The organism is Novosphingobium sp. NDB2Meth1 (genome assembly GCF_900117425.1).
GTDB lineage: Bacteria > Pseudomonadota > Alphaproteobacteria > Sphingomonadales > Sphingomonadaceae > Novosphingobium.
On the sequence record NZ_FPEH01000011.1, the window covers coordinates 446,728 to 461,616 of the forward strand.

Below are 14,889 nucleotides of genomic sequence, written 5' to 3' on the forward strand. Positions count from 1 at the left end.
GGGGCAGCATCACGGATCGGGCGATGGCTGTCAGACAGGCGCGGCAATCGCGGGCGCTTCCGCTCTGCCTGCTCGGCCTCATCGCGCCGTTTGCCGATGCCAGCGCGCAGACCACGGTTGATCCGCGGATGGAGCGCGATACCGTCGGCGCCCGCTCGCGGCCCGAAGTGGAAACCGTGGGCGCCCGCGTCGGCGCGCTGCTGATTTCCCCCAGCTTCGGGATCGAGGCTGATGCCACGGACAATATCTACGCGCGCAGCGACACAAGGCGCGGCGATGTCGCGCTCGCCATCCTCCCCGCGCTGGCCGTGCGCTCGCAATGGTCCCGCCACGCGCTCGGCCTCTCGGCAGAGGGCACGGTCAAGCGCTACGCCAGGCGCACGACCGAGAATATCGAGACGTACGCCGTCAAGCTCGATGGCCGGCTCGACATTTCGGGCGACACGCGCTTGTCCGGCGATATCGGCTCCGCCCGCCGGATCGAGCCGCGCGGCACCACCGGCGATACGCTGTTCGGCGCCGCCCCGATCGCTTTCACCCAGCTTTCGGGCGGCGGAGAGCTCGAGCAGACCTTCGCCCGTGCCCGGCTCACCCTCGCCGGCCGCTACGAACGCTTTCGCTACGAAGACCGCGAGCTCGGCGGGACCCTGATCGACCTGTCCCAGCGCGATTACGAAGCGCTCACCGGCTCCTTCCGCGCCGCCATCGGCGTTGGCCCCGGCGTCGCCGCCTTCGCCAGCCTCGCCTACAACCGCAACCGCTACCTCACCACGCCCGCAGGCCTGCCCAGCCGCGATTCCCACGGTTTCACCCTGCTCACCGGCGTCGCCTTCGGGCTCAACCGCCTGCTGCAGGGCGAACTCGGCGTCGGCTGGGTGCGGCAGGATTTCAACGCCCCGGTCTTCCCCCGCATCAGCGGCCTTGCGTACAACGCGCAATTGCGCTGGAGCCCGACGCGGCTGACCACCATGCGCCTTTCCGGCGGCCGCACCTTCCAGCGCTCGCCGATCATCGGGGTCGCCGGCATCCAGCAGCACGAAGTCACGCTCTCTGCCGAGCACGAGCTGCTGCGCACCCTCATCCTGCGCCCCTCGCTGCGCTATCTCGTTGCCGATTTCCAGGTGCCCACCGGCACGGCGAAGCGGCAGGAACGCTATTTTACCGGCGCATTCGGCGCGACATGGCGGCTCACCCAGCACCTCGAAGTCGCTGCCGACTATGCGCACAGCCTCGGCCGCAATTCGGGCGCGGTCGATCCCGGCCGGGCCTATGATCGCAACCGCGCCACCATTTCCATCCGCTGGCGGCTCTAGGGCGATGGCCAGCCTGCCGCGCGACAGCCGCTTTGACGCGGACCAGCCGCCGCCCCTCCCCGAATGGGCCGCCAGTCCGCGCCTGCAGGCGGCGGCCCCGGTTGTGCTGCGCCTCGTCATCGCGCTCCTCTTTCTGGCAGCGCTGGCAGCCGCGCTGACGCTGCTCGCCCCGCCCCGCGCCGGCCCGCAGGTGCGCTTCGCCTTCCCGCCCCCGCTGCCCGATCCCGCCGCGCTGCTCCCCTATGCGCCCGAGACCGCGCGCGCCGCCAACGCCGCCATCCCCATCGACCCGCCCCGCGCCGCCGCGCCCGCCTTCCGCCTCGGCACCGCCGACGCGCTCCCGCAGGCCCGCGCGCTCGATTGCCTCGCCGCCGCCGCGTGGTACGAAGCCGGCGACGATCCGTCCGGAATGCGCGCCGTCGCCCAGGTCGTGCTCAACCGCGCCCGCCATCCGGCCTTCCCCGCCAGCGTCTGCGGCGTGGTGTTCCAGGGTTCGGAGCGAACGACCGGCTGCCAGTTCAGCTTCACCTGCGATGGCGCGATGCTATCCCGCCATCCCGGCCCCGCCGCCTGGGCGAGAGCGCGCGCGGTCGCCGCCGCCGCCCTCGCCGGTGCCGTCGATCCACGCGTCGGCCTCGCCACGCATTACCACGCGGATTATGTCGTCCCCATCTGGCGCAGCGGTCTCGTCAAGCTGGCGCAAGTCGGCCTCCACTTGTTCTACCGCTGGCCGGGCAACTGGGGCTCCCCCGCCGTCCTGCGCGCCGCCAGCGGCGGCGAGGAACCCCGCATCGCCGCGATGGCCGCGCTCTCCCCCGCCCACGGCGGCGCGGAAGGTCTGCCTGCCGCAGCCGCCCCGCTCGCCTACCTCCCGCTCGAAGAACCGGAAGCCCCCTCCAGACCCACCCCGACACTCGCGCCCAAGGTCGCCGCCCCGCAGGCCGACAGCACCCGCATCGTCCTCACCCTCGATCCCGCCGCTTTCCCCGGCACGTACGCCACCCGCGCCCTCGCCGCCTGCGCCGACCGCGACCGCTGCGCCGTCATCGGCGAGTTCCCCGCAAGCCCCGCCCAAACCCCCGCCTTCCTCTACGTGCGAGACCGAGGCACCGGCGCCGAAGGCGCCTGGTGGGACTGCGCCGCTCTCCCCCGCGCCAACCCCCGGCGCTGCCTCCCCAAAGGCACCGCCCTTGCCCGGCTGCTGGCGGAGTGGGGGTAAGGCTAGGGGTAACGAAAGATGCCACGCGATCAAAACCTTACCCAATCCCCCTCCCGCTTGCGGGAGGGGTTAGGGGTGGGCCAGCAGCACTGACCGACCCAATGTCACACCGCGTCACCCCGGACTGAGCTCGGGGGTCCCGCTTCTCGCGGCAAGCACCGCGCTCGCAGACAAAAAGCGGGACGCCGGATCAAGGCACTCCTGGAGCGCAGCCGAAGAGCCCGGCGAGGCGAAAAAATCCCTTATCATCATAATCGTCGTCATTCCCGCGCAAGCGGGAATCCAGAGCGGCAACCACGGCGCCAGCCCCCGTGGATTCCCGCCTGCGCGGGAATGACGAAGCTATGTGCCTCCACCCTTGACAAAACGAACCATATAGGTTATACGCCCCGCCCAGATCGGGAGCAGGCTAGGCCGGCCTCGCCCTCGCTCCTTTGGCGTCTTGTCCACCGGGCAAACGCCAACGCGACCGGTGCGGGCTGCGGGTTCAAGGTGGGGCGGTCTCCCCCAAGTCCTTGGCCAGGCAATCTACCGCGCCAGCACGCAGATCATGGCTCCCATCGGCTTCGTCCCGGTGCGAGCAAAGACCGGCACGCATGCGAGCCGCTACCCCGGTCCCGGGCCATGATCGACACAAATGGCTGCGCCGGACCTCTTCTGCCCATCCGGCCACTCGCACCTGCGCGGAACACGACGCCCTCCCCGCAGCGCCAGTGCAGGCGCCGCACCGGTCGCGCGATCAACCCAACTGCCCATCAGCCGCAGAGCTGTGCGACCAAATCCAACAGCCTCATCCCTTCTTCCCCTCCCCCGCTCGGGGGAGGCCGGGTGGGCGTGCGCGGCGCCAACGGCAATGTTACCGCTGGCGACACCGATCACCCCAGCCCCAGCGCCCCCAGCACCGGCCGGAAACCCGTCCCCTCGCGCAGCACCCGCGCCGCGTGGTTGCCGCCGAAGTGCGCCGGCACCAGCAGCGCCTCCCGGCTTGCGGCCAGTTCCAGCACCGCGCGCCGCGTCTCGCGCGCCTGATCGGGCGCCTCGCAGAACACGCTGTTCCAGTCCGGCCGATAGATCTGCGCCGGATGGTGGACCACATCGCCCACGAACAGCGCGTTGTCGTCCTTGCCCATCACCTCCAGCATCATGCTCCCGGGGGTATGCCCCGGGCAGGCCTGCAAGGTCAGCCCCTCGGCCACCTCGAACCCCGGCTCGGCCCACTCGGCGCGCCCGGCCGCGACAATCGGCGCCACGCTGTCCTCGTACATCCCTGCATTCACCGCCGCACCGACACCCTCCGGCCCCGCGGCGCCGTCCTCCGGGTCCCAGTAGGCGCGGTCCGCCAGCGGCAGCACATAGCGCGCGTTGCGGAAGGTCGGCTCCCACCGCCCCTGCACCAGCCGCGTGTTCCAACCGACGTGATCGATATGGATATGCGAGCAGACCACCACGTCGATATCCTCCGGCTGAAACCCGGCACGCGCCAGATTGCCGAGGAAATCGGTCTGCAGGTTGCTGAAGATCGGAATGTTCGGCCGGTCCTTGTCGTTCCCCGCGCCGGTATCGAACAGGATCCGCTCCTTGCCCGTATCGAGCACCCAGCTCTGCAGGAAGGCATAGAGGTGCCCCGTCGCCGGATCGAAGTATTCGGGCGCGAACTCCTCCGCATGCGGGTCCCACCCTTCCGGCGTGTAGCCCTGAAACAGGTACGACGGCGGCGCAAACGTGCCCTGCCATTCCTCGATGCGGTGGACGGTGACGTGGCCGATGTTGAAACGGTCCATTGCTCTCTCCCCGCCGGGCGGTTCCCCGGCGCAGGGAGAGTGCAACAGCGCGGCCGAGTTCACAACCAGCGCCGGACGAGGGCCATCTCGGCGCTATGCTGTCAGGCGCGGCGCACGAGGCGCGGGGCGGGGATCAGCGCGCTCGTTCCGGCCATCTGGGCGGCATGGGTCTGCCGCCAGACCGGATCGGCCACCGCAAGGCTGGGTTCTGCCAGTTCCGGCACCCCAAGCCGACGCTCCAGACGGCGCACGTTCACGCCCGGCTGAAACGGCACACGGTTGAAATTCACGAACGCCTTCAGCCGGTTGGCCAAGGTCTGCCGTGCAAACGGCAGCGCGGCATAGCGCCGGGCCGTCGCCTCGAAGCTCTCGGCGGGCGTTCCCGTCAGCGCTTCCACCACGTCGGTCACCCCGCCTTCAAAGGCGAAAGTCCCCGCGCGCATGTCCTCCAGATAATGGCTCAGGCTGGCGATCTCGTAGGGATCGACGCCCTGCAGCCGCGCCGCTTTCGCGAACAGCCAGAACGGCATGTCGAACGGAAGAACGCCATGGCCGACCACGCGCGCGATCACCGCCGCCATCTCGCGTCCGTCAAGCAGTTCGGGACCGGTCGGGCGATAGCGCTTGCCGGCATGCCGCTCCGGCCCCTCGGCAAGAATCACCGCCGCGGTGCGCGCCATGTCCTCGTTCGAGACCGGCGCCGCACGGCCCTTGCCGGAAAGCACCGGGTAAAAGCCCAGCAGGGCGGCAAAGTCGATCGTGCGCAGGAAATTGTGCGCGAACATGCCTGGATTGAACACGGTGTGCCCCGCACCCGGCACCAGATCGAACAGGCCGTCATTGAGCCACGTCTGCCGTGTCATGTTGGCCGGATGCGCGCGGTGCGAAGTCCACTGGCTCATGCTCACGACATGCTCGACGCGCGCCGCCTTCGCCGCCAGCGCAAAGGCCACCGCGCTCTGCATCATGTGCGGCCGCATCGGCGGCAGGTAGAACGCGCGCCGCACGCCCTTCATCGCGTCGGCCAGCTGATCGGCGTCGAACAGATCGGCGGTGACGATCTCGGCGCCCTTCGCGACCAGCGCGGCCGAGCGGGCATCGTGGCGGCGCACCAGCGCGCGCACCGGCAGTCCGCGCGCCAGAAGGTCTGCAACGAGCGGCTGGCCGACACCGCCGGTCGCACCGCTGACAAGAATGAGGGGCGCGGCCATGGCTCAGCCCTCCTGCTTGGCGGCGGCGGCTTCAAGCCGGGCCACGCGCGCCTCGAGCCGCGCGATGCGCAGCTCCGGCGCGGCGAAGTGATCGCTGTCGAGCGCTTCGAGGAACGCACCGATACGGGCAAGGAATCCCTGCCGTGCAGGTGCAGGGTTGGCGGCGAAAGCGGAAGCGGAACTTGCCATGGGACTGACCTCCTGAATAAGATGACCATCATCATCTTAATTTTTAGATGACATGCATCAGCTAATTTGGCAAGGGCCTGTCAGGAGAAAATCGCATGCGCCAATCCCGCGAAGCAAAAGCCGAGACTCATCAAGCGATTGTCGCTGCCGCCGCGCGCCGGTTCCGCGAGCGGGGGATTGAGGGCACCAGTGTCGGCGACGTCATGCAGGCCGCGAATCGCACGCACGGCGGCTTCTATCGCCACTTCGATTCGAAGGAGGACCTGCTCGTCGCCGCATTGGGCCGCGCCTTCGAGGAGATGATCGCCGGGCTCGAGCACGCCCTCGCCCATGTCCCCGCAGAACGCGCGCTCGGCGGCTTCGTGCGCGGCTACACGTCGGTCGGGCGGGTTGCCGATGTCGGCGGCGGCTGCCCGGTGGCGGCGCTTTCCAACGACGTCCAGCGCAGCAACGAAGCGGTCCAGGCCGAATTCGGGCGCGGCGTCCGGGCGCTCATCGCATCCCTCGCCGCGCACCTCGAAGGACCGCAGGCCAAACGCGAAGCACGCGCCGCCCGCACCTTCGCCATGGCCGCAGGCGCGGTGATGATCGCGCGGGCCAGCGACCAGGCGACAGCGGACCTTGTGCTGGCGGCGGTCCGGGACGAGGTGCCCCGCCACGCCAGCACGCCCGCTTCCGCGCCGGCTGGGCCGCGAGAGCTTCTGTAACCTATCCAGCGCAATGGGCGTATGACCCCATGTGCGCCAGGCTCAGCGACCAGGGGGCGCGGGCAGACATGTTCGGACAGGGCGTGATGAATGATGGAACCGGCGGCGTGAGGAGCCGCACGGCCGGGATATTCGCCCTCACCCTGCTTGTCCTGCAGGCGATGGTGCTGGCATCATGGATCGCCGGGCTCGCCCTCATGCTCCCATCCTGGGCCTCGAGCACCGCGCTCATCGTCGGTTGCCGCGAGGTGCCCGCCGCGCGCCCCCATGCTGCCAGCTTCGGTCACCTGATCTGCGGCGCGGTCGGCATTGCGGCGTTTCTGCTCGCCGGCCCCGCCGCCCATCCCTGGGCGCTGTGGCTGGCCGCGCCCGCTGTCGCCGTCGGCGTCACGCTGATGTGGGCCCTGCGCTGCTACCACCCGCCCGCCGCGGCCAATGCCGCCATTCCGCTCTTCTCGGCAGCAACGATGCCGGTCTATGCGGGCGCGGTCACGCTTGGTGCCGTGCTCCTTTATGGCGCCGCATGGGCCTTCGACCGCGCCGACGGGGCAGCCACCGCCTAGAAGTAGCGTTCACCGATCCGGATCGTATCGCCCGGCAGCACGGCCACTTGCGCGCTGCGCAGCGAAACCGCGCTCTCCGCCTTGCCCGTCTGCCGCCGCAGGAACACCGTCTTCTCGTTCGCGCGGTAGGTGAAGCCGCCCGCCCGCGCGATCGCCTGCTCCACGGTCATCCCGGAGGCATAGGAATATTCACCGGGACGGTTAACTTCCCCCAGAATGTAGAACGGCCGGTAGTTCAGCACCTCGACACTCACGCGCGGGTCGTTGACATAGCCCTCGGCGAGCTTCGTCGTCAGCTCCTGCTGCACCGCATCGATCGTCCGGCCGCCCGCCGCCACCACCCCGATCAGCGGGAATGCCAGCGCCCCGCCGGGGGTGATGTTGTACTCGCCGGTCAGCGTCGGTTCGTTGAAAACGGTCACGCGGACACGGTCTCCCGCGCCCAGATGATAGCTCTCCAACCCCGCCGCGACCTCTGCCGTGGAGATCGGCGGCGCGCCCGCACCGGCACATCCGCCGAGCATCAGCGCGGCCGCGCCAGCCATCGCCCCAGCTATCGTCCTAGCCATTGCGGTGACGAGACCGCGCCGCTGCCGCCCAGCGCCATCGTGCTTCCTGTCCATGCGAAATCTCCAATGCTTCCGGGTGATCTTGATCGTTGCCCCAAGTCTATGCCGCGGGCGGCAAAGCGCAATCACCCGGCCCCTTGCCGAATCCTCCACCTTGGAGATGTTCTGGCGGAGCGGCGCGCCACGCCGTGCTGCCGCCTGCCGGCACCGCTCGCGTCACCTTCATCACAGCGCCGCCCCGCGGCATATGGTGCATAAATCCTTAAGCATTCACCCGGATTTGCCCTCGATCCGGCGATGCGGGATGCAGCGTCATACGAAGCTTCGGACTGCGCCCGCGAAGGCGCGCAGCGATCCTGCGGTGTCAATCGAAGGCATGATTGCCTCCGGTTTGCCTCCGCAGCGGATACGCTTCGCCTTCCCCGCCGCGGCCCCTTGCCTAGTCTTGGAGCATGTCGCGAGGGGCACCAACTTCCCCGACCGGATCGCACTTTACCATATAGGTTCCTCACCTGCTGGCGCGGGCGGGCGGGCCCATCGACCGAGGAGAACAGGGGTGAACACGGCAGTCGGCCTCTATCGCAATGCCGGGGGTGTGCCAGGCTTGGCACCCGCCGTCGCTTTCGAAACCCGGGTCCCGCCCCCGGCGGCAGACCGGGTGGACCTGCGCCTGCTCCTGGCCGTGTTCCGCCGCCGCCTTGGCGTTTTCCTCGCGGTCCTGTTCGCGGTGCTCGCCGCGGGTCTGCTGCTCACAGCGCTCCAGCCGCGCACCTACACCGCGCGCGCCGAAGTCACGCTCAACAGCCGCCCGCAGGCCGTCGCGCCGACGAGCACGAGCGACGGGCCGCAGCAGGCCGCGATCCCCAGCGAAGGCTATGTCGATACGCAAGTCGCGGTGGTCACCTCGGAAGCCAATCTCGCCGCCGTGGCAGACAGCCTCGGCCTCGCGAAGGATGCGCGCTTTGCAAAGTCTCCCGCCGGTGCGCAGGCCGCCGCGCTGGCCTGGCTGCGCAAGGGCGTGGTCGCCACCCGCATCGGCACGACCTACGGCATCGCGATCACGTTCGAGGATACCGATCCCGCGCTCGCCGCGCACGTCGCCAACATGTTCGCGCAGCAATACACCGCCGGCGCGCTCGAAGCGAAGCGCAAGACCGCGCGCGCGACGACGACCGCGATCGCCGAGCGGCTCGAACAGCTGCGCCAGCAGGCGCTGGGCGATACGGCGGCTGTGCAGCGCTACCGCATCACCAACAACCTGCTCTCGACCACGATGGGCTCGCTGACCGAGCAGGAAATCTCGAGCTACAACCAGGCCGTCACCACCGCCCGCGCCGCCGCGAGCGAGGATGGCGCGCGGCTCGATGCGGCGCGGCGCCAGCTCGCGCTCGGCACCAGCGCAGGCGGCGTCGGCGAAGTCGCGGCCTCGCCCGCCATCGGCTCGCTGCGCGCCCAGCAGGCCACCGCCGCGACCGAGCTCGCCTCGCTCACCGCGCGTTATGGCCCGCGCCATCCCGATGTTCTGCGCGCCAAGGCTGCGCTCGGCGCCATCGACGGCCGCATTGCGGATGAGACGCAGCGCGTGATCTCCAGCCTCGAGGCCCGCGCCCGGGTCTCGCAGCAGCGGCTCGCCTCGCTCACCGGCTCGCTCCAGCAGTCGCGCGGCACGCTTGCGCAGAACAACGCCGCGATGGTCGGCCTGCAAGACCTCGAGAAGCGCGCCGAGACCTCGAATGCGCTTTATGAAAGCTATCTCAACCGCTTCAAGGAGCTGACCGCGCGCGAAGGGACCGAGCAGGCCGACGCCGATCTGCTCCACCCCGCCGCCGTGCCGCTGCGGCCGACCAGCCCCAACGTCGTGCTCAATCTCGTGCTGTCGTTCGCGCTCGGGCTCGGGCTCGGCGTGGCGGCAGCCTTCGCGGCGGAAATGACCTTCAGCGGCCTCACCACCGGCGATGACATCGAGCAGCGTCTCGGCGTGCGTTACCTCGGCTCGATCCCCACGCTCGGTTCGGTCTGGCGGGGCGACGAGAGTGTGCCGATGGCCGCGCTGCTGGAAGACCCCCGCTCGGCCTTTGCCGAAAGCTTCCGCTCGCTGCGCGCCTCGATCGCGATGAACACCACGCAGGCGCGGATCATCGCGCTGACCTCGGCCCTGCCCGACGAGGGCAAGACAACGACGTCGATCTGCCTTGCGCGCTCGATGGCGCTGTCCGGCGACAAGGTGCTGCTGATCGATGGAGACTTGCGCCGCCAGGGCGTCAGCCGCTTCCTGCGCGGCGATGCCGGGCGGCCGGGCCTGCTCGATGTGCTCGGCGGCAAGGCCTCGCTCGAAGCCGCGCTGGTGGTCGATCCCGCCACCGGTCTCAACATCCTCCCGCTCGCCGAAGGCAGCGACAAGGCCCCCGAGCTGCTGACCGGCACCGAGATGGACCGCATGCTCGATGCCGCGCGCGAGATGTTCGATGCGATCATCATCGATACCGCGCCGGTGCTCCCCATCGCGGATGCACGGCTGATGCTGCGCAAGGCCGATGCCTCGGTCTTCGTCGTCCGCTGGCGCAAGACGCCCGAGGCCGCGCTGCGCTCCGCGCTGCGCCTGCTGCCGGACGACCGCGTGCAACTCGCCGGCGTCGCGCTCACCCGCGTCGACATGCGCAAGCAGGCACGCTTCGGCTATGGCGACGATGCCTTCTACCATTCGTACAAGCGCTACTATGCCTGAGGCGGCCCCCACCTCCTCCACGCTCCCGGCCGAGCGCCTGGCACCGGCGGCAGACCGCGGCTTTCTCCTGCGGGACAGCAGCACCAGCCTTGTCGGCTCCGGCCTGCCCGCGCTGATCCGCCCCGGCGCTGTCCTGCCTGCCGATCCGCGCCGGCGCTTCAAGCGCGTCGCGATCATCCACTACTGGCTCGTCACCATGCGCGGCGGCGAACGCGTGCTGGAGCGGCTGCTGGAGCTGTTCCCGCAGGCGGACATCTTCACCCACGTCTACGATCCCGCCGCGATGTCGGCCACGATCCGCGCGCGCACCGTCCGCACCAGCTTCATCCAGAAGCTGCCCGGCGCGAAGAAGCACTACCAGTCCTACCTGCCGCTCATGCCCATGGCGCTCGAGCAGCTTGACCTGCGCGGCTACGATCTTGTCATCTCCAGCGAGAGCGGCCCGGCCAAGGGCGTTATCCCCGCGCCGGACGCGCTGCACCTGTGCTACGTACACTCGCCGATGCGGTATCTGTGGGATCACTACCACAACTACCGCGAAGAGGCCGGCTGGCTCAAACGCGCGGTCATGCCCATGCTCTGCCACGGCCTGCGCCAGTGGGACACCAGCTCCGCCGCACGGATTGACCGCGTCCTCGCCAATTCCAGCTTCATCCGCGAGCGCGTGGCCAAGGCCTGGCGCCGCGAGGCGGAGGTGGTCCATCCCCCCGTCGATCCCGCGCTGTTCACCCCGTCGAGCGAGATCGAGCCGGGCTATCTCTGGGTCGGCCAGCTCGTCCCCTACAAGCGCGCGGACCTTGCGATCGATGCGTTCAACGCGCTCGGCCTGCCGCTCACCGTCGTGGGAGACGGCCCGCAAGCGGCCATGCTCAGGAAACGCGCCGGCCCCACCATCCGCATGATCCCGCGCCTCAATTTCGACGAACTGCGCCGTGCCTATGCCCGCTGCCGCGCGCTGGTGTTCACGGCGGAGGAAGACTTCGGCATCGTCCCCGTCGAAGTCATGGCCTCGGGCCGACCGGTCGTCGCCTATGGTCGCGGCGGCGCGCTCGACAGCGTGGTCGAGGGCCGCACCGGCCTGTTCTTCGGCGAGCAAACCACCGATGCGCTGATCGCCGCCATCCAGCAGCTCGAACGCTGGCTCCCCCAGTTCGATCCCGCCGAGGCCGCGGCCCGCGCCCGCGACTTTGCCCCCGAACGCTTCGACGCCGGTGTGCTGGAAGCGCTCGCATGAAACTCCAGCCGCTCAACCGCCTGCGCACGCTCATCACCGTCCTGCGCCTCAAGCTGCGCGGCGAGGCGCCCGGCAAGCGCTTCTTCGTCCACAGCGGCTTCCCCCGGATCGAGGGGCCCGGCCGCATCACCATCGCGGATCGCGTCAACTGGTCCTGCCACGGCGCCCCCGTCGCGGTCGAAGTCGGCCCCGGCGCGCGGCTCGAGATCGGCGCCCGCGCCTTCCTCAATGCCGGGGTAGAGATCGTCTGCCACCTCTCCGTCCGCATCGGCGAGCATTGCCGGATCGGCCCGCGCTGCGTCCTCGCCGATACCAACCACCACCCGGTGCATGAAGGCGAGGGCGTCCGCGTCGCCCCGGTCACGCTCGGCCGCAACGTCTGGCTCGGGCGCGGCGTCACCGTGCTGCCGGGCGTCACCATCGGCGATCATGCCGTCATCGCCGCCGGTTCGGTCGTCTTTGGCGATGTCCCCCCGCGCCAAGTCTGGCGCGGCAATCCCGCCGCCTTCGTCAAGCCGGTCCGCACCTCCGACGCCTTTGTCCGGCCATGATGCGAAAGACGCCCCCATGGAACTGACCTACATCGGCGCCGCGCAAGTCCTCATCGGGCTCACGCTGTTCGTCGCCGGTTCGGTCGAGGCGATGTTCGCCTTCGCGCTCGTCTCGGCCATGTTCGGCGGCTCGGCAGCGCTCCAGCTGCCGGTGCTCGGCAATTCCTCGATCCCGCCGATCCAGTTCGCGCTGCTCTTCGTCGCGATGCGCCTGGTGGTGCCGGGTGCAGGCCAGATGGCCGCCGTCGGCCGCGCGCTCCGGGCCAACGGCTGGCTGGTCTGCTTCGTCGTCTACGGCCTCGCCATCGCCTTCATCGCCCCCCGCCTCTTCGCGGGACAGCTCGACGTCACCCCCCTGCGCGGCCGGGTCGAGGCGCGCTACACCTCCACCTTCGCCTATGTCTACGCGGTGCGCCCTCTGGTGCCGAGCCCGCAGAACCTCACCACCGCCGTCTACCTCCTCGGCACGCTCATCGCCGCCATCGCCAGCTACGTCGCCTGCGGGCGGGAGCAAGGCCGCGCGGTCCTCGTGCGCACGCTCGCCGCCGTCGGCATCGCCCATGCGCTCACCGGCTTTGCGTCGGTCGTCATCCGCGGCACCCCTGCCGAGGTGATCCTCGCCGTGTTCCGCAACGCCGCCTACGCCCAGCTCGACCAGTCCTACAACGGCTTCGTGCGGATGACCGGCCTCCTCCCCGAAGCCTCGACTTTCGCCAACTACGGCCTTGTGCTGTTCGTCTTCTCGTTCGAATGCTGGCTGCGCCGGATCGATCCGCGCTGGACTGGCCCCGCCGCCGCGCTCCTCGCCAGCGCGCTCGCGCTCAGCACCTCGAGCAGCGCCTACGCCGGCCTGCCTGCCTATGCCGCCATCCTCGCCGTGCGCGCGCTGCTCTTCCCCGGCGCGCTGCCCACCGACCGCGCGCTGTGGATCGCCGCGACCCTTCTCGCGCTCATCTCCGCCGGCTGCGCGGTGATGATCTGGCAGCCCCATTTCGCCGACGCCTTTGGCGACATGATCCGCCACATGACCATCGAGAAAAGCGAGACCCTTTCCGCCCAGCAACGCCGCTTCTGGGCCTGGCAAGGCATCAACGCCTTTATCGAGAGCCGCGGCATCGGCATCGGCCCCGGCAGCTTCCGCTCCTCCAGCCTCGCGACTGCCGTGCTCGGCTGCACCGGCGTGATCGGCGCGGTGACGCTGCTCGGCCACGTCCTCTCGGCCTTCAGCCCCTTGCGCCAATCGACATGGGCCCCGGTCGAGGACAAGGCCCTTTCCACCGCCGCCGCCGCCAGCTGGGCGATGATCATGGGCCTTGCGATTGCCTCGATCGCCTCCCCCACCTGCGATCCGGGCACGGACTTCGCCATCCTCAGCGGTGCCGCCCTCGCGCTGCGCCGCATGCCAGCCGCAGCCCGCCCGGCAGAGGCCGCTGCCCCCATCCCCGAGCCGCAAGCACCGGCACTCGCGGTGCAGGGCGAACCTCTCTTCTTCGCGCCCGCCGCACCCACGCGTGGCTTCATCCTCACCGAACCCCTTGTCCTCGACAGCGCGCTCGAACTTGCCTGACCGCGCGGCTCAGCCGCCCGCCTGAAGCCGATAGCCCCCGCCGAGCAGAAACGCCCGGATCGCCGGATCCGCGCTGAGTCCTGCGGCCCTAGCCGCCGCGTCCGCCGCCCCTTGTGCATCCCCCGCCAACCACGAGACGCGGGCCAGCGCCGCCCACCATGGCTGATAGCTTGCGGTGCCCTCCATCGCCCGCAATTGCCCGAGCGCCGCAGCCCATGCGCCATTCTCCGCATGCGCCACCGCGCGCGCCACCATCACCCCCGTCGTCGGGGCGAATCCCGCCAGCACATCGTAGAGCCGGGCCAGCGGCGCGGTGAAGCGCTCCCCGGTCATCCGCTGGTGCGCGTGGAGCGACTGGATCGCCGCCTCGGTCTGGAACCGCCCCGGCGCGCCTAACTCCGCTGCCCGTCGCAGCGCACCTTCCGCTTCGAGCACCAGCTCGCGCGACCACATCTGCGGGTCCTGCGCATGCAGCGGCACAAACGCGCCATCCGCCCCCCGCCGCGCCGGCTGCCGCGCCTCGCAGTGGCAGATCAGCGAGAGCAGCCCCATCGCCTCCGCCTGCTCCGGCATCAGTTCCGCAGTCAGCCGCGCCAGAAACAGCGCTTCCCCGCGCAGACCCGCCAGCCGCGCATCCGCCCCCAGCGTATCGTCCCATGCGGTGCCATAGGCCGCATAGATCGCCGAAAGCACGGCGGCGAGCCGCTGCGGCGCTTCCTCCACATCGGGCACCACAAACGCGATCCCGGCATCGCGGATCTTGCGCTTGGCGCGCACCAGCCGCTGCCCCATCGTCGCCCCGCTGACGAGGAACGCCGCCGCGATCCGCGCCGCATCGAGCCCCAGCACCGTCTGCAACATCAGCGGCGCCTGCGCATCGGGATCGATCGCGGGATGCGCGCAGACGAACAGCAACGCCAGCCGCTCGTCGCCAAAGGGGCTGGCCGACACGTCCTCCCGTTCCTCCGCCAGCAAGGCCAGCACATCCCCGACGCGCGAGGCCGTCGCCGCCCGCGCCGACTGGTGCCCCGCCGCTCTCCGTGCGACCGTGAGCAACCAGCCTTCCGGATTGGCCGGCACGCCCTGCTCGCCCCATTGCGCCAATGCAGCGGCAAAGGCTTCGGCCAGGGCATCCTCCGCCGCCGCGATATCGCGCGTCCGCGCCGAAACGAGCGCAAGAAGCCGGCCATAGGATGCGCGCGCCGCCTGCTCCGCAGCAGCCGATGGCGGAGCAGGCGGGGGGCGGCGCGCCCTCTCCAT

Annotated in this window: 13 protein-coding genes; 8 read left to right on the forward strand and 5 right to left on the reverse strand. The window is 70.1% G+C overall.

Features of this window, described 5'->3' with window-relative positions:
• The first annotated feature begins 23 nt into the window (after positions 1-23).
• Positions 24-1,313, forward strand: coding sequence for an outer membrane beta-barrel protein (locus NDB2M1_RS22530; RefSeq protein ID WP_171955303.1), 1,290 nt, complete (start codon positions 24-26; stop codon positions 1,311-1,313).
• Between the two features lie 4 nt (positions 1,314-1,317).
• Positions 1,318-2,532 (forward strand): cell wall hydrolase, encoded by a 1,215-nt coding sequence (locus tag NDB2M1_RS21920; RefSeq protein WP_072379234.1) that lies wholly within the window; start codon positions 1,318-1,320, stop codon positions 2,530-2,532.
• 875 nt (positions 2,533-3,407) lie between these two features.
• Here the strand turns inward: NDB2M1_RS21920 and NDB2M1_RS02385 are convergent.
• The 3 genes from NDB2M1_RS02385 to NDB2M1_RS02395 all read right to left on the reverse strand — a co-directional run bounded on the left by NDB2M1_RS02385 (position 3,408) and on the right by NDB2M1_RS02395 (position 5,713).
• Complete coding sequence (locus tag NDB2M1_RS02385) at positions 3,408-4,313, reverse strand: MBL fold metallo-hydrolase (RefSeq protein ID WP_072379236.1); 906 nt, start codon at positions 4,311-4,313, stop codon at positions 3,408-3,410.
• Between the two features lie 101 nt (positions 4,314-4,414).
• Positions 4,415-5,524 carry an NmrA family NAD(P)-binding protein gene (locus NDB2M1_RS02390; RefSeq protein ID WP_072379238.1) on the reverse strand — a complete coding sequence of 370 codons (1,110 nt, stop codon included), beginning with the start codon at positions 5,522-5,524 and terminating at the stop codon, positions 4,415-4,417.
• A 3-nt stretch (positions 5,525-5,527) separates the two neighbouring features.
• Positions 5,528-5,713: a hypothetical protein gene (locus tag NDB2M1_RS02395; protein WP_072379240.1), complete on the reverse strand. Its 186-nt coding sequence runs from the start codon at positions 5,711-5,713 to the stop codon at positions 5,528-5,530.
• 95 nt (positions 5,714-5,808) lie between these two features.
• On the opposite strand from NDB2M1_RS02395, the gene NDB2M1_RS02400 reads away from it, so the two are divergent.
• Both NDB2M1_RS02400 and NDB2M1_RS02405 read left to right on the forward strand, forming a co-directional pair.
• Positions 5,809-6,420: a TetR/AcrR family transcriptional regulator gene (locus tag NDB2M1_RS02400; RefSeq protein ID WP_072379242.1), complete on the forward strand. Its 612-nt coding sequence runs from the start codon at positions 5,809-5,811 to the stop codon at positions 6,418-6,420.
• Between the two features lie 29 nt (positions 6,421-6,449).
• Positions 6,450-6,983 carry an HPP family protein gene (locus tag NDB2M1_RS02405; protein ID WP_083554606.1) on the forward strand — a complete coding sequence of 178 codons (534 nt, stop codon included), beginning with the start codon at positions 6,450-6,452 and terminating at the stop codon, positions 6,981-6,983.
• Here NDB2M1_RS02405 and NDB2M1_RS02410 read toward each other — a convergent pair.
• Positions 6,980-7,606 carry a polysaccharide biosynthesis/export family protein gene (locus NDB2M1_RS02410; RefSeq protein WP_253185743.1) on the reverse strand — a complete coding sequence of 209 codons (627 nt, stop codon included), beginning with the start codon at positions 7,604-7,606 and terminating at the stop codon, positions 6,980-6,982. The two genes, NDB2M1_RS02405 and NDB2M1_RS02410, sit on opposite strands and share 4 nt — an antisense overlap.
• 502 nt (positions 7,607-8,108) lie before the next feature.
• Between NDB2M1_RS02410 and NDB2M1_RS02415 the strand changes: the two genes are divergently transcribed.
• The 4 genes from NDB2M1_RS02415 to NDB2M1_RS02430 all read left to right on the forward strand — a co-directional run bounded on the left by NDB2M1_RS02415 (position 8,109) and on the right by NDB2M1_RS02430 (position 13,629).
• The gene (locus NDB2M1_RS02415) at positions 8,109-10,277 is read left to right on the forward strand and encodes a GumC family protein (protein ID WP_253185744.1); all 2,169 of its coding nucleotides are present in this window, start codon (positions 8,109-8,111) and stop codon (positions 10,275-10,277) included.
• Positions 10,278-10,473: 196 nt separating this feature from the next.
• Positions 10,474-11,511, forward strand: coding sequence for a glycosyltransferase (locus NDB2M1_RS02420; RefSeq protein WP_083554659.1), 1,038 nt, complete (start codon positions 10,474-10,476; stop codon positions 11,509-11,511).
• Positions 11,508-12,062: an acyltransferase gene (locus NDB2M1_RS23345; protein WP_054121113.1), complete on the forward strand. Its 555-nt coding sequence runs from the start codon at positions 11,508-11,510 to the stop codon at positions 12,060-12,062. The genes NDB2M1_RS02420 and NDB2M1_RS23345 overlap by 4 nt, the downstream gene beginning before the upstream one ends.
• A gap of 16 nt (positions 12,063-12,078) precedes the next feature.
• Positions 12,079-13,629, forward strand: a complete 1,551-nt coding sequence (locus tag NDB2M1_RS02430; protein WP_072379245.1) for a hypothetical protein — start codon at positions 12,079-12,081, stop codon at positions 13,627-13,629.
• A gap of 9 nt (positions 13,630-13,638) precedes the next feature.
• Here NDB2M1_RS02430 and NDB2M1_RS02435 read toward each other — a convergent pair whose 3' ends face one another.
• Entirely contained in the window at positions 13,639-14,889 is a 1,251-nt protein-coding gene (locus tag NDB2M1_RS02435; RefSeq protein ID WP_072379247.1) for an RNA polymerase sigma factor, read from the reverse strand.